General features: G+C 69.1%; 10 protein-coding genes and 1 CRISPR repeat array. Of the genes, 5 read left to right on the top strand and 5 right to left on the bottom strand.

The features are described from left to right. The first annotated feature begins 118 nt into the window (after positions 1-118). The 5 genes from AB0L25_RS33450 to AB0L25_RS33430 are packed head-to-tail and all read left to right on the top strand — an operon-like array spanning position 119 to position 4,535. On the top strand, positions 119-409 hold the full coding sequence (locus tag AB0L25_RS33450; protein ID WP_500176758.1) for a hypothetical protein: 291 nt from the start codon (positions 119-121) through the stop codon (positions 407-409). Next, a complete protein-coding gene (locus AB0L25_RS33445; RefSeq protein ID WP_500176757.1) occupies positions 406-1,359 on the top strand; it encodes a DUF2637 domain-containing protein in 954 nt (317 codons plus the stop codon). The genes AB0L25_RS33450 and AB0L25_RS33445 overlap by 4 nt, the downstream gene beginning before the upstream one ends. Then, a complete protein-coding gene (locus AB0L25_RS33440; RefSeq protein WP_500176756.1) occupies positions 1,356-3,329 on the top strand; it encodes a toprim domain-containing protein in 1,974 nt (657 codons plus the stop codon). Before AB0L25_RS33445 ends, AB0L25_RS33440 begins: the two co-directional genes overlap by 4 nt. A gap of 22 nt (positions 3,330-3,351) precedes the next feature. Continuing rightward, positions 3,352-4,221, top strand: a complete 870-nt coding sequence (locus AB0L25_RS33435) for a hypothetical protein (RefSeq protein WP_500176755.1) — start codon at positions 3,352-3,354, stop codon at positions 4,219-4,221. A 20-nt stretch (positions 4,222-4,241) separates the two neighbouring features. Continuing rightward, complete coding sequence (locus AB0L25_RS33430; RefSeq protein WP_500176754.1) at positions 4,242-4,535, top strand: superinfection immunity protein; 294 nt, start codon at positions 4,242-4,244, stop codon at positions 4,533-4,535. Between the two features lie 161 nt (positions 4,536-4,696). Next, positions 4,697-7,165: direct repeats of the CRISPR family, unit length 28 nt; unit sequence CTCGGCCCCGCGCACGCGGGGATGGTTC. 134 nt (positions 7,166-7,299) lie between these two features. Here the strand turns inward: AB0L25_RS33430 and AB0L25_RS33425 are convergent. The 5 genes from AB0L25_RS33425 to AB0L25_RS33405 form a co-directional block, all read right to left on the bottom strand. Continuing rightward, on the bottom strand, positions 7,300-8,403 hold the full coding sequence (locus AB0L25_RS33425; RefSeq protein WP_500176753.1) for a hypothetical protein: 1,104 nt from the start codon (positions 8,401-8,403) through the stop codon (positions 7,300-7,302). A 2-nt stretch (positions 8,404-8,405) separates the two neighbouring features. After that, positions 8,406-10,469, bottom strand: a complete 2,064-nt coding sequence (gene fxlM, locus AB0L25_RS33420) for a methyltransferase, FxLD system (RefSeq protein WP_500176752.1) — start codon at positions 10,467-10,469, stop codon at positions 8,406-8,408. A 20-nt stretch (positions 10,470-10,489) separates the two neighbouring features. Then, positions 10,490-11,752, bottom strand: coding sequence for a lanthionine synthetase C family protein (locus tag AB0L25_RS33415; protein WP_500176751.1), 1,263 nt, complete (start codon positions 11,750-11,752; stop codon positions 10,490-10,492). Beyond that, positions 11,749-14,856, bottom strand: a complete 3,108-nt coding sequence (locus tag AB0L25_RS33410; RefSeq protein WP_500176750.1) for a lantibiotic dehydratase — start codon at positions 14,854-14,856, stop codon at positions 11,749-11,751. The genes AB0L25_RS33415 and AB0L25_RS33410 overlap by 4 nt, the downstream gene beginning before the upstream one ends. Before the next feature lie 91 nt (positions 14,857-14,947). Then, on the bottom strand, positions 14,948-15,124 hold the full coding sequence (locus AB0L25_RS33405) for an FxLD family lanthipeptide (protein WP_500176749.1): 177 nt from the start codon (positions 15,122-15,124) through the stop codon (positions 14,948-14,950). Positions 15,125-15,172 lie beyond the last annotated feature (48 nt).

Raw genomic sequence — 15,172 nt, 5'->3', positions numbered from 1 at the left:
CCTGACACGCCAGATGATCCATGTTGGTTGACCATCTCGGATCGCTGATGCATCGTCACATCAACGACTTTAGTTAACGAGCGCTGAGTTCATCAGCCGACGTCACGGGGGATCGCTGATGAGGCAGAGAGTCACCGGGCAGGTGGAGCTCAAGAGGCGGCGTGCTCGTCTGCTCCGCCTCCACTACGAGCTGAAGTGCAACGGTGCGAAGGTGAGGGTCCGTAAGCCGCGAAACGGGCGCTGGCAGTTGAGGGTCCGGAGCGGCGGATGGTCGGAGACCGTCCTGTGCGCGGGCGCCGAAGACACCTACGTCTACGTGACCGCCCACGGTCGGCTGCTCGGCACGACCGACGAGGTGCGGCACGTCGCTCGCCTGCTGGCCTGGATGGGCGAGAGGCGTCAGCGTTGACCTCGAACCATGGAGGGGAAGCGCCGCCTTCCGAGCCGCAGACCGCGGCTACCGACGATGGGGTCACGAAGGCGATGTCGCCGGACGGCATGCGAGCCACGGTCGTCAAGGTTGTAGTCATCGTCGTCGCTCCCCTGACTCTCGCTCTCGCGGTACTCGGCGGCGTCGGGTCCTTCGCGACGGTTCGGGAGATGGCCGAGCCGCACTTTGGCGAGCTGGCCTGGATCGTCCCTGTCGGCATGGACGTCGGGATCCTGATCCTGCTGGCGTGGGACCTGTTGATGGAGTACCTCGACCTGCCGTGGCCGGTGCTCCGCTGGGTGGCCTGGGCCTACATCGCCGGAACGGTCCTCGTGAACATCGCGGCGGCGGGCGGAGATCTGGCCGGAAGCGTGATGAACGCCGCGATGCCGATGCTCTTCATCACCGTTGTCGAGGGAGTACGGCACCTGATCCGGCGCTGGGTCGGCCTGTCGTCCGGCACGCGCGTGGAGCGGGTTCCGGCAGCGCGCTGGATGCTCGCGCCGATGTCCAGCCTGCTGCTGTGGCGCCGCATGGTGCTGTGGCACATCACCGGATATAGGGAGGGCCTCGAACTGGAGTACCGGCACCTCCTGGCGGTCTCGGAGCTCAAGCAGCAGTACGGCCGATGGGCGTGGCGGTGGCAGGCGCCGCTGACCGAGCGGTTGTCACTGCGAAGGTTGCCCGACGAGTTGACGGCCGGTCTCGCCGGCGGGGAACGGGCAGTCGAGGAGAAGACGCCTGAAGGGGACGACCTGATGGCCATCGCTCGCGAGCTCTATCAGGAGGTCGAGAAGGCGGGTCTCCGCTTCACCCGAGACCGCCTCGGGCATCACTTGCGGGAACGCGGCCACACGATCGCTAACGATCGGCTCGTCGAGATGATCGCCGCCGTTCGTGCCGAAGCGGCCAAGCGAGGTTCGGCATGACGGCCCCGGATCCGGAGGAGCAGCAGCGGCGACTGGACGTTCTTGAAGGCATCGCCGCCCACGCGGCGGTCCGCCTCGTCAGCGGGAAGCTGCCGTGGAACGTCTGGCTGGAGAACGCGAGCCAGCATGGGCGGTACGGGTTCACCAACACGTTGCTGATCCCGGCGCAGAGGCGAACCGCCACCGACGTCCGCTCGTATGAAGGATGGCGGAAGGTGGGGCGGCAGGTCCGCAGGGGAGAGACCGGGATCCGCATCCTCTCGACGCGAGCCAAGGTTCGCTCGGTTTTCGATATCGAGCAGACAGACGGCAACCCCTTGGACCTACCGGCAGAGAGGCTCCCCGAGGGGTTGGAGCGGCTGCTGCAGATCGCCGCAGACCTCGACCTCTACGTGGACCGCGGGCGAGGCTGGACGTATCTCGGACGTCCAGGTCGGCGGCTCGTTCTCCCTCCAGAGTTGGACGACGTATCCGCCGCGTCCTTGCTCGCCCACCAGTTCGCACACGTCATCCAGCCCAAGGGGCAGTTGGATGGCGCCCACGGTCAGCCCGCGGGATGCCATGGCGTCCGCCGCGTCATCGCCGACTCGGTCGCCTACCTGTTGCTCGCCGAGATGGGGCTGCCCGTCGACCACCTGCGTTTCACACCTGCGGAGTCGTGGGCGGGAACAGACGCGCGAGCAGCTCCTGCCGCCGCCGTCCGAGCGGTCGGGGAACGCATCGTCAGTACGGCCATGAGACTCTGGCGTCGGCTGGAAGATGGTTCACCGAAGCCAGCCGTAGTTCCGGCGACCATAGCCGTTGGTGGAGCGAGCGAGGCACCGCGCGAGACGTCAACGCTGGAGCCCGGCAAGCAGGCAAGGCCGAAGCGCGAAGAGCTGCTGGCCGCGCTGGCTGACGCCCACCGCTTCTACCGGCGGAACCTGCTCGGTAGTTGGGGCACCGGTTACCTGTCCCGCCGTGGCTTCAGCGCGAAGGTCCAGGAGCGTTGGGAAATCGGGCAAGCGCCAAGGGCACAAAGAGCGCTTGTCCGGCACCTGCGCGAGCTGGGTCATGACGACCGCACGCTCGTCGAAGCCGGTCTCGCGCGGCAGACGGACGATGCGGAGCCCTTCGACGTGCTGCGGGATCGCGTGCTGTTCCCGCTCCGTGACCGTGAAGGCGCGGTCGTCGGGTTCATCGGTCGCCGACGGGACGAAGGCAAGGGGCCCAAGTACCTCAACACGCCGGTGACGGCCCTGTTCAAGAAGCGCGAGCTCCTCTTCGGCTTGCATGAGGTGCGTGGACAACTCGCAGGTCCCGCGCGCCCGCTCCTCGTCGAGGGACCGCTCGATGCGATCGCGGTCAACACCGTCATGCCGCAGACCTACGCGGCGGTCGCACCATGTGGAACGGCGATCAGCCCAGCTCACCTTGGCTCCCTCGCGGCCATCGCGGACCTCGACGCCCAGGGACTCGTCATCGCACTCGACGGCGACCCGGCCGGACGAGCCGGAGCCGTGCGCGCATGGCGAACCTTCCAAGACGTCACCTGGCCGATCGATGCGGCCGTGCTTCCGCACGGCCTGGACCCCGCCGACCTCCTTTCCAACGATTCACGCCACTCCGTAACTGGGGCACTACAATCAGCAGCACCTCTGGTCGACCTGGTAGTCGATGAGACGATCGAGCGGTTCGGGGGGACGCTCGAGTTCATCGAGAGCCGGCTGACCGCGGCACGGGCCGCCGCACGGCTCATCGCTGATCTGCCGCCCACCCAGATCAGTCGGCAGGTCGTCCGCGTCTCCGTTCGTACCCAGGTGGAAGTCACCGAGGTCACCGCCGCCGTCGCTGCAGCCATCAGTCCGGAGCCGGGCGTCGCGCCGGCCGCGGATGACTTCCCTTTACCGCCGCTAGCAGACAGCGGCCCAGCGCCGCGCGCCACTTCGGGACGCGCACCGGAACCGTCCCGGCGATCCCATTCCAGATGACGCACGAACAGTGGAGAACGACATGACCCAGCAGCACCCCGATCCCATCAACGAGGGGCTCACCCACAGCGGCCAGCGGATCGTCCAGATCGTCACCCTGGCCGTCGGCGCCAAAGAAGCATGGGACCGGCGCCGCAGCCGTTTAAGGCTCGCGGAGCAATCCGCCGAGGCACATGCGCGGAGGACGGCTCTGGCCGAAGCCCAATCCCGATGGTCGCCGGCGCACGATCGCAGGTGGCTCCGCCAGGCGAGCCTGCTCGACGTCGCCGAGGTCTGGGGCGCGGCCGTCCCGTACGCACCGGAGAACGCGTCGGCCGCTTCAGCCGTCGGCAAGTGCGAGGAACGGCTGCGTGAACTGCATCCGCATGCGATGAGCCACTACGACCGCATCCGGAACGAGAACAAGGACCCGCTCACTGCGATGCGTGAGGCTGCGCCCTTCTTCAGCCGGGATCCGAACATTCACACAGGCGAACCGGCTGCGCCGCGCCAGGCACTCCACGAAGGCATGGGAGACAACTGGGCGGCCACCATGCACGGCCCCGACCGCACGGAGTGGGATGAGGCCCGCCAGGAGCAGCGTGGGCGCCAGATAGCGGACAACCTCAAGGCTCGGCTCCAGGCCGAGGGCCGGGAGCCCGAACCAGAGGAGTTGCGGACGGTCCTGGAGGTCACCACCAACCTGCCGGAGCACATCATCGCCAGGGCCGTCCCGGTACCCACGGAATCCGCTCGGCAACGCGGCGCCTTCGGCTGCGGGCCCGCCGCCGAGGACTTCCCGTTCCCCATTGACGAGGCGCTGGCGATGACCGCGAAGCAGCCCGTCCAGACGTCACCAGCGCGGCGTCCCGATGCCCTCACACCGGACCGAAACCGCCGACGGAACCTCTGAGCATCGATTGGAGAGCAAGAATGATCTCGCAGCTCCCGTCGGACTGGATCTTCGGGCTGGGACTCATCACGCTTCTGGTGGTGCTCGCCGTCCTGCCGACGTTCATCGCACTCGCGCGAGGCGCGGACGACCTGGCGTATATCGTCCTGCTCAATGTCCTGTTCTGCGCGACCGTCATCGGGTGGCCCATCGCCCTCTACTTCGCGATCCGGTGGCCGCGCCGCTACCCGCAGCCAAGCCGGAGGTCGACCGGCGAGCTGCCCTCACCAGCGGTCGCCGCAGGACGACAACTCCGCCCCTGCAAGAGGCCCTAGTGCGTGATCTCTCAACCGCTGACAACGGCTCCGCACGGGCACGGCCTGTGGTTTCGCAACTCAAGGCTCCAAGATCGTCGACTAAGGTCGCCAGCATAGGTTGCGTGACGCAACTAAATGAAAGAACGTCTCCCCTCTGCTAAAGTCCCAGCTCAGAAAGCCTCGGCCCCGCGCACGCGGGGATGGTTCGGTGTGCTGCAGGTGCGGGATGTCCTCCCGCCCCTCGGCCCCGCGCACGCGGGGATGGTTCTCCGCGCGGATGTCCGCCGGGGTGTCCGTCCGGCTCGGCCCCGCGCACGCGGGGATGGTTCCTGGTACATCGCCTGCGGCGCGAGCCCGGACCGCTCGGCCCCGCGCACGCGGGGATGGTTCGTTCGCGCACGTCTCCAAGAAGGTCGACGAGGCCTCGGCCCCGCGCACGCGGGGATGGTTCTTCGGGCGGCTTTGGGGTCCCAGATCATTTGTGCTCGGCCCCGCGCACGCGGGGATGGTTCCCATTTTGGCAAGGCCGAACTCGCATCCATCGCCTCGGCCCCGCGCACGCGGGGATGGTTCGCCGACGACGACCGGCTCCCCGACAGCGAGGCGCTCGGCCCCGCGCACGCGGGGATGGTTCCCCGATCCTCATCGGCGGCCCCTACCAGTACCGCTCGGCCCCGCGCACGCGGGGATGGTTCCGTGATCGGGGACTTCGATCGGGCGGGGGCGGTCTCGGCCCCGCGCACGCGGGGATGGTTCGTGATGCAGATCAGCCGCAAGATCCACGAGACCCTCGGCCCCGCGCACGCGGGGATGGTTCGGCGCTGAAGGGGCAGGGGTACGGCGTCGTCCCCTCGGCCCCGCGCACGCGGGGATGGTTCGGGCAGCTTTGACGGCCGCGACTGTCATCGGTCCTCGGCCCCGCGCACGCGGGGATGGTTCGGGGACCAACGTCCCGACCGAGGACACCAAGCGCTCGGCCCCGCGCACGCGGGGATGGTTCGCACTTTTCGACCGATCACAAGGACGGGCAGGCCTCGGCCCCGCGCACGCGGGGATGGTTCGACCGGGTTCGACACGGTGCGCGGGTCGCAGGCCTCGGCCCCGCGCACGCGGGGATGGTTCTTGATCCGGGCGCGGACCGACGCACGCGAGGCGCTCGGCCCCGCGCACGCGGGGATGGTTCGAGTTCGCCCCGGCCGGCCCCAACCCCTGATCACTCGGCCCCGCGCACGCGGGGATAGTTCCCGCCGGTCGACTGAGCAGGCGCGTGACAGCTTCTCGGCCCCGCGCACGCGGGGATGGTTCGCCGCCGTCGGTGCGGACCGGGATGGCGCGGGCCTCGGCCCCGCGCACGCGGGGATGGTTCGCCACACCGGGTCGGGGCACAGGGTGAACGCCTCTCGGCCCCGCGCACGCGGGGATGGTTCCCTGTGTGCACCGGTTGCAAGCTGTGCGCACAGCTCGGCCCCGCGCACGCGGGGATGGTTCCCCTGACGCTCATGCTGTGCGGGCCGGGCGAGCCTCGGCCCCGCGCACGCGGGGATGGTTCGAACGTCGCGTAGGCGTCGATCGCGCCGCGCGCCTCGGCCCCGCGCACGCGGGGATGGTTCGCAGGAGGAGCTGATCCGCAAGACGGTCGACCTCTCGGCCCCGCGCACGCGGGGATGGTTCCGGAGAGCGCCCCTGGCAGATGGCCACGCCAGACTCGGCCCCGCGCACGCGGGGATGGTTCGGCGTCGTGCGGTCCGCGCTGGACGGTCAAGCGCTCGGCCCCGCGCACGCGGGGATGGTTCCACGACCGGGCGGCCCCGCCGCAACGTCGTCAGCTCGGCCCCGCGCACGCGGGGATGGTTCGGACTGCCCCATGGAGATGTTGACCTACCGCCTCTCGGCCCCGCGCACGCGGGGATGGTTCCAGGAAGTCGATGCCGAGCCGGTCGAAGAAGACCTCGGCCCCGCGCACGCGGGGATGGTTCTCGGACGATCGCGGACCTGATCCGGATGCTGAACTCGGCCCCGCGCACGCGGGGATGGTTCGTCCAAGGGGCGGGCGGGGATTGCCCGGCAGCGCTCGGCCCCGCGCACGCGGGGATGGTTCTCTCCGCACCGCCGCTATCGCGGGGGGCGTCGCCTCGGCCCCGCGCACGCGGGGATGGTTCCCACAGCCCCGGGCTCGCCCTTGCGGGGCTCACACTCGGCCCCGCGCACGCGGGGATGGTTCTCGGACGATCGCGGACCTGATCCGGATGCTGAACTCGGCCCCGCGCACGCGGGGATGGTTCGTCCAAGGGGCGGGCGGGGATTGCCCGGCAGCGCTCGGCCCCGCGCACGCGGGGATGGTTCTCTCCGCACCGCCGCTATCGCGGGGGGCGTCGCCTCGGCCCCGCGCACGCGGGGATGGTTCCCCGTCGTGGTCGCGCGGCAGCTCCTCGTACTCCCCGGCCCCGCGCACGCGGGGATGGTTCGGCAGCGTGGCGACGGTTCTTCACCCTGGTGAGCTCGGCCCCGCGCACGCGGGGATGGTTCTCGTCGCCTTGTTCTTCCTTTTCACGCGGGAGACTCGGCCCCGCGCACGCGGGGATGGTTCGACCAGCGCCCCCGTCGCGGTCCTGCGCGAGAACTCGGCCCCGCGTACGCGGGGATGGTTCCCCCTCATCGGAGAACCGCGCGCGCTCACCCTCCTCGGCCCCGCACACAGCGGGGATGGTCCACGAGAACGCCCTGGACCTCCACAAAGGTAATCTCGGTCATTGGTCATCCGAAGCCGTCACTAAAGTCGAGATCAGTCTCGATGACGACCGATTTCCCGTATGCCAGTAATTACAGATCTGCTGATGGCGAGTGCCTTCAAAAGTGCCACGCGGAAGGCGCGAGGGGCCACACAACCTTTTAGACCACAGTCTTCGATGATGCCAATTAGGTCGTTTACCTGACGACTTGTGATCGAAGCCACACAAGTATCGTTTGCCAAGACCTCGCGAGCCGCGTATCCATCGCGCGCGCCGATGGCTCGCTGGACCGTGTTGTCGACGAGAACCCCGATTGGATGTTCGGTGTTGCGGAGGAGGCCGAGGGCGAACAGACACAGGCGAGTGTTGAAGACCACCAAGTCCGATGGGCAGTCCAGGGCTTGACAGTGCTGCAGCAATGCGCTGCTCCCCTGGGCCGCCCTTGAGCTACCAAGGACAGCAAGACAGGCCGTCACTGCATTTTCCCATGCCATACCCGGGACCGTCTGAGCAAGCAGTTGCTCGGCCACGGCCCGGTCATTGGAGAGAATCCGAGCGATAACAGCGACCTGTCGGCCGTCCAGCATTCGTTGGCCGATGCCGTTGTGTTGCTGCAGGTGGTCGAGGGCGTCGTTCCAGCGGCCCGCGGTGGTGAGGGCGCGGGTTCCGTCGGCGAGGTTCACCGTCCAGAGCCACTGGCGTAGTTGGGCGTGGTCGCGCGGCGAAGAGGTGAGGGACGAGCCGGGCAGCGGCTGGCCGTCGATGATTGTGTCTGTGCGAGACGTGACCGCCTTGGTGAGGTCGTTTAGAAGTTGGAGTGCCGCGTCACCATTGCCGGCTCTGATGTGCAGGCGGGCGATGTTGACTAGGGGCTCGAGCGCACGGCGTGCGGACGCGGCGTCCAAGGGGACGGCGCGCAGGTAGGCGGCGGCGTGCTGGTGGCACCAGTCTCGGGCCAGATCGTGCAAACCGACATCGGAGGCCAGCAGGGCGGCCTGATTGAAGACGGTGGACGCCGCCGCCGGGTCTTGGTCCCGGGCGGCGGCATCTGCCAGGGCGCATAGCCCACTGATCCGGACGTCGAGTGGCGAGCAGCGTGGTCGCGAGCGTGCGACGAGCGGAAACCAGCGCAGCGCTGCCGTGGCCGGATCGAGCATCGTCACTCCCAGATGACGGTGATGGGGTGGTGGGGACGCACCAGGACGAACTGACCTCTGGCCTGGTCGGTGTTCGTCGGAGCGTCGGGGATCTCGAACCGGACGCTGCGGTCGCGGTACAGCTCGTCCCAGGTGCGGATCTCCGCGTTCACGCGGTCCACCAAGTGGTCGGCGGACGGGCCGTGGCCGATGGCGCCGACTTCGTAGAGCTTGCCGCCGTCCTGGCCGGGAGCAGCGGGGCGAATGGTGAGGTAGGCGAGGTCGCGGTCGTGGACGGTGGCCATCGATCCCCAGCCGAACATGGGGGTGACCTGGCCGCGCTCTTTGGCCGCGGGCTGGACGTTCATCCTCATCAGAGGGTTGTCGAGACGCAGGCACAGCCAGAGGTCGAGCCATTCGAACGAGACGTCCGGTGGGAACATCACTCCGGACCAGCTCTCGTGACGGTCGGTGTCCAGGACGCCGGCGAGAGCGCGGTCGTCCACTGTCTGGTCCTTGTGGACCTGAAGCGTCACGTCTCCTTCCGGCGTCAGGGAGACGTAGCGGCGGGCGTCGTCGCCGATGCCTCGCAGCGGCATGAAGACGGCGAGCTGGCTGTCGACGCTGCGCCAGCCGTCGCCGTGGCGCTCGAAGACGACGCTTCGGGAGTTGGTGCCGCGGAGGCGCAGCGGCACGACGATGCGCCCGTCCGGCGTGAGCTGCTCCAGCCATGCCGTCGGGACCTCGTACACGCCGACGGTCGCGATGATGCGGTCGAACGGTGCACCTTGCGCGTGGCCGAGGGCGCCGTCGCCGAGGACGACGTCGACGTTCTCGGCGCCCGCGGCGGTGATGTGCTCGCGGGCTCCGGCGACGAGGTCTTCGTCCACGTCGATGGTCGTCACGTGGCCGGTCGGGCCGACGATCGCGGCCATGAGCGCCGCGTTGTATCCGGTGCCCGCGCCGGCCTCCAGGACGCGGTCGCCGGGCTGAGCGTCGAGCTGTTCGAGCATCGTGGCGACCATCCAGGGCTGGGATGCCGCGCTGATGCTCTCTCCGGTTCCGTCCGTCTTCGTGTAGACGGGGGTGTCGGCGTACGCCTGGTCGAGCGGAACCCCAGGGAGGAAGAGGTGCCTGGGTGTCCGCCGGAACGCCTCCTCGATCGCCGGGGTCTTCAGGACGTTCTGGTCGCGGAGTCGGTCGGCCAGTGCGGCGCGGAGTCCGTCGGCGGACGCGGCAGCTCGATCGTTACTGAGAGTAGTCATCGGTTGGACCTTAATCGTCGTGGTGGATGCGGTCGGCGTGTTCGGGACGGAGTGGAAGACGGCGTTCGACAGCAGCGCCGCCAAGGCGGCTTGGTCCGCCGCCGGCAGCGAGGCACGGTTGGCGTGGAAAACGACGTGGTGGGCGAGGACGGCGCGGAGCCCTCGCGTCAACAAGCCCTTCCGAGCGAGATCCGCCAGGTCGCGCCCGGCTCGTTCGAAGGCGGCGATCCAGCCTTCGTGGCCGCAGAGTGGGCCGTCGCCGTACAGATCGTGGGCATCGGCGGTCATCAGCCGATGTGCTGCCTGGACCAGCTCGGGACGGTGCGTCGTCGGCGCTGCGGGGCGGAGTGCAGCGACCTTCGACCAGACGTCACCCTGCTCGTACCAGTCCAAGCCTGCGGCGCGGAACATCGCGCTGCACAGCAGCGCCGTCGTCTCCCGTTGGCCCAGTTCCGGGACGGCGGGCTGCGCGGCGCGAGTGAGTACGTGAAGGCTGTCGTTGTGAAAGAGCATGTGGGCGACGTCCATGGCGGCCTCGCCACCGAATGCCGCGGTCTCGGGCTCGTAGATGCCGTGAGTCCATGCGTTGATTCGACCGGCGCCGGCCAGGTCGTCCAGTAGTTCGGCGATGGTGGCGGGTGCGTCGCAGGTCGGGATGTAGCGGAGCCGCCATGGGCGCTTGCGCATGAACCACCAGCCGTTCAGGAGCCCCGCCTCCTGTGCCGCGACCAGTGCGGGACGAAGTCGGTGCGCTGCGACCTCGGTAGCCGTCTGGCGGTCTGGGAACTCGATGTTGTACTGCTGCCAGTCGGCGGTAGGCATCGGGCGATTCGTCCTCAAGTTCAGGCGGCGAGCAGGCATGTATCCCAACCTGATCGGGGAAGGCCGGTGCCGCTCGCTGCGAGAACGCCGAGGGCAACACCAGCGGCCCCTTCGAGGAGCGCCGGACTGCTTCCCGTTTCGTCCACGAGTGCGGCCGTGTGAGCGGACGTCTGGTGGGCCGAGTCCAGGAGATCGGGGATGAGGGCGTGCAGCGTTTCGGCGTTGTCCGGGGAGGCATCGGCGGCTACTCGGGTGGCGATATGGGCGAGTCCGGCGTACCCATGGCACAGCGTGGGGTCGGTGGTCGCGGAACGTTGGGCGGGATCGGTCAGGGCCTGGATCAAGGCTCGCTCGGCCATGTTCCGGCGCTCGGTGTCTCCGGTCGCCAGGGCCGCGAGCTGCTGCGCACGAGCCAGACCGGCGGTTCCGTAGCACCAGCTCGGCCGCTGGACTGAGACGTCTCGCCGGCTGGCCCGTAGCTGAGTTCGGTTGATCCAGTAGGGCCACATGGGTCCGGACGGCGTGTCGGTGCGCCAGCGGTCGAGCCAGTCGCAGATGCGAGCGATCGCGTCCAGGTGACCGTCCACGAGGGTGCCGCGTCGAGCGGCGAGGGCGAGCAGGGAGAGCGGACCGCCGATCCCGTGGGCCAACCCGGAGTTGGCGTGGCCGCCTCTGAAACGAGCTCTCTCTTGCCCGTCGGGTCCGGAGAGCGTCCACCATCCCGGCAGCGTCTCCTTACCGTTCTGCGTGGGCTCGGTCAGGCGCACCAGGTATTCGAGGACGGCGCGCGTCGCATCGCCGTCGGGAGTGCGCCGCAGGAGGTAGGACCCGATGCCCGCGAGGCCTCGGATCAAGTCGAACTCGGATAGCGAGGGCAGGTGTCCGGCGTCCAGCCACGCCAGCGCGCAACCGACTCGGCGGCGGGCATCGTCGGCGACCACTCGGTCGAGGCGGTCGAGAGCCTCGGTATAGGAGTCGGGAAGCGACTCGTTCACACAGGCCAGGGCATGGGCGACTGCGGGGGCTCCGTAGAACAGGTGGCTGTCGAACCCGGTGGTCAGTGGCGCCTGGGTGGCGTACGCGAGCCAGTCGTGGGCATGCCGCCACGGCGCGAGCCCGGCGGCGGCGCGCTCGATGTGCAGCAGGGCGATGCCAGGTGCCCCGTGAGCCAGCGACTGCCGCCACCAGGGACGGGACGTCAGCCGCGCGGGCAGAACGTCGGGGTGTGCAAGCACCTCGGCGACGGCATCGCCGATCTCGCGTGCGGGATGCCTGGCGATCACCGGCGGTCCTTGTCCGCACGGGCCGTCCAAGCGAGTGCGGCAGCGCGAGCGAGGTACAGGCCGACTGCCTCTTCGTCGAAGTCGATGCCGCGGGATCGGACGAAGTTGACATGCATGAGCGACGCGAGCACGTCGTTCGGCGAGATCCCTTTGGTGTGAGGGGAGGGGAAGTAGGTCCGATACTCGGACAAGGCCTGGTCGCGCGCGCTCCATGCTTGCACGATCGCGGCGCCTTCTGGAGCTTGGCGCAGCGTCGCCCAACTGTCGGAGGGGTCGGCGATGCGTGTGGCCTCGGTGAAGACAGGCCGCGGAACCCGTTCGGGTGCCTTCGCCGGTACGTGCTCGATCAGCCATCGCATACCTTCGGCGACGTCGCTGGTGAAGCCGACGGCGATCGAGACGGCTTGGGCCGCTACAAGTGCGTGCGGGTGCAGGCGCAGGGCCGAGCCGAGCTGGACGAGCGATGTCTGCGAGTCAGCCGCGAACACCGACCGGGCTGCCGTCCATGCTGGCCCGGAGCCCCAGCGGCCGGTCTCTGGCCAGGACGTCGGGTAGGTGACCTCGCGCAACAGTCCGACACGGCGGAGCTCGTCAGCCCAGGTGCTGACCATGCGGGCCGCGTTGCCGAACGCCTCCGGTTCGGGAAGGACGATGCGGAGGCGAAGGTGATGCGCCGGGTCCCGGTACCGGACGAACCACCAGACGGGTTCGTCGAACTGGTGCAGTAGAGCGGGCAGATGCTCGGTAAGGACGACGTCTTGTCGCTGAACATCTCCGTACAGGCTGGCGAGCAGAACCTGCGAGGTGCCTGGCGTCTCGCTCCGGTCGCGGGTGATGACCCGCGCCGGTGTTGGCGCGGGCAGCGGTGGCCACGCTGTCGGCTCGGCGGCGACGAGCGGAACGATGACCTCGTGCGGACGGTCGTCGCACCAGCCAGCGTCGCCGAGAGCGGGGCCTTCGGACAGAACGGCCTCCGAGGCACCGTCCAGATGGGAGCGAAGCAAGACTCGGTGGGCCGTTTGATCCAGGTCGAGCGGTAGGAGCCGGTCGCCCTCGGCGAGGTAGACCGATCGAGGCAACCGGCGGCGTGCCCGCCACTCCCCGAACACGGTGTCCCATGCGGTCCAAGGCTGTGTACGCGCGGGTAGTTCGCGGGCCCGCACCCGCCAGCGAGCCGGGGACAGGATGGTTCTGCCGTAGCGCAGCCGGGGCAGGGACGGGAGATGCGACGCGGCACCCCAGTCGAATGTCGTCACCTGGGCGCACTGCGCGCGGCCGAGCTCCGTGAGGAAGCGAGCCAGCGGCGGTGTATGCGTCACGAGGTTGAGCGCGTGCATGCCGAAGGTTTCCAGCCGTCGGCCACGGACCGGATCGGCCAGGTAGAGGCGGCGGCCATCGCAGCCGACCGCCAGGTTCTCGGGTGCCAGCGTCGTATGGTCGGCCGGGCTGTACTCGGCCAGGCTGATCGCGGTGTGAAGCAACCGCGGAGTACGTGTGACGTGAGCGGTCGCCGGATCCAGCGGCGGAAAGGACAGCTGCGCCGCCACGGTGCCGGAGTCAGTTCCGGGAAGGTGTGCCAATCCCTCGGCGAGCGCCGCCTGGTCCTGTGCGGCGAGGACGTTCAGAAATCGGCCGCACAAGACGCCGGCCCCTCGCGAGACGCTGACGACTTCGATCGTGAAGCGGCCACGCTCCAGCGCTCGCCGGTCGGCGGCATGCACGCGCACGCCCAACTCCAGGTGGGACGGTGACCGCAGCGGCTCAGCGGTGAGGCTTAGCGACTCGATGAGCTCGTCGTCCAGAACGACCTCGTCACGACGGTCGAGGGCCGCCCGCTGGGCGATGGCGAGCAGCGTCCCGTCGCGGGCCGACATCGGGGAGCGCCGCTCTGGGGTCGTCGTGCCCGGGTAGCCCTCCGGCCAGCCGACTCCGCTGTCGCTGACGACGTCCAAGAGCGGCACCAGCGATCCGATCCCGTATCGCTCGTAGAACCGCTGGTGGTAGGCGCGCCAGGCGGGAGACCCGACGGGGAAGGCGCTGGTCCGGGTGAGGACGAGCGCGGCCCGTTCGACCTCGCGCACGACTTCGTGCGGAAGGACGACCGCCGCGTCCAGCCGTAGATCGATCGCCAGGGGCTGATGACCGGACGGCGAAACCATGCGCATCAACTTGGAGACGTCCGCGCGTACCGCTCTCGCAGAGCTCGGCGCCGCGAGCTCTTGGCGGCCGATCAGTTCGTGAATCTTCCTGAGTTCGCCAACGAGCCCGGCCACAGGGACAACCGTTGAAGCGTCGGCGGCCCGCAGCTCCTTCACCAAGTGTCCGAGGGCATCGGGCTCGCTGCTCGGCGCATGCAAGCTGCTGATGAGAACGCCACGGTTCACGAGTTCGGTGAGCAACGTGGTGATCTGCGTTGTTGACGCGGCGGCAAAGCCGGCCTGGATCTTGTCCGCCAGGCCCTCCATACGGATGGGGGCGCGGGCCGCCTCGACGGCGGCGCGCACCACATCCGTATGCCGGACGGTGATCTCGACGGCTCCCGCCCCACGCGCTCGCTTCCATGGCCGGTACGGCACGACCAGGCGATTCCCGCGGACGGTCAGCGTGTTGTTCGCCATGACGGGCAGACGCGCCAGGAGTTCGGGGCAGCCTTCCAGCCGGTCGATGACTCCGGCGAGCCAGCCGGCGGAGGCGCGAGCGACGGCATGGTGCCGCGAACCCCAGCGGAACCGCGGCTCCGTACCGAAGGAGACGGGCGCGACACCGGCGAACAGGCCGAACGGTGTGGCTCGTCCCGTCATGCGCTGCAGGTAGCGGACGACCGACAGGACGGCGCGCCGCGTCTCGCGCGGAGTCTCGGTCTGGCCGGTGCGGATCGACTGCACCTGCCGGGCCAGCGAGGGGCTGGCGTGTTCGAGAGCCTCCGCCACGGTTTCGTCCGACCAGACCTGCCCGAGCCAGTCCGCCCACGTGGCGGCATGTTCGGGGGTGTCGTTGCCGGTCGGCTCGGGGCAGGGCGGAAGCGTCAGCGAGGAGTGAGCGGCGGCACGGAACAGGGCCGCGCCAACGGATCTGAACTTCTGCGGGCGAGCAGAAGGAGGCACGACGCCCTCCGTGGCGGTGATGCGTGAGCGGGACGGTGGCGCCGCCGCGGGCGTCGCGGCGGCGCCGGGAATGCGCTCGTGGGCGAGCCGGTTAGTACGCGTTGCTGATGCAGGCCCCGCAAGTGCTCGTGCACCCGTCATCGGTGACGTTCACGAGGCCGGCCGGGTCCGCGATCTCCAGCAGCCGGACGTCCAGATCGAAGAGGTCCTGGACGGCGCCAGGCTGTTCGGCGACGGTTTCCAGTTCTGCGGTGCTGTTCCTCGGCATGAGACCCTCCAAGTCTCTTGAACCAACTCTTCCTGTCGGCGCCCTGGC

The sequence above is a fragment of the Spirillospora sp. NPDC052242 genome, assembly GCF_040679555.1.
In the GTDB taxonomy this organism is placed as follows: Bacteria; Actinomycetota; Actinomycetes; order Streptosporangiales; family Streptosporangiaceae; genus Spirillospora.
This window is presented reverse-complemented; position numbering and strand designations above follow the sequence as displayed.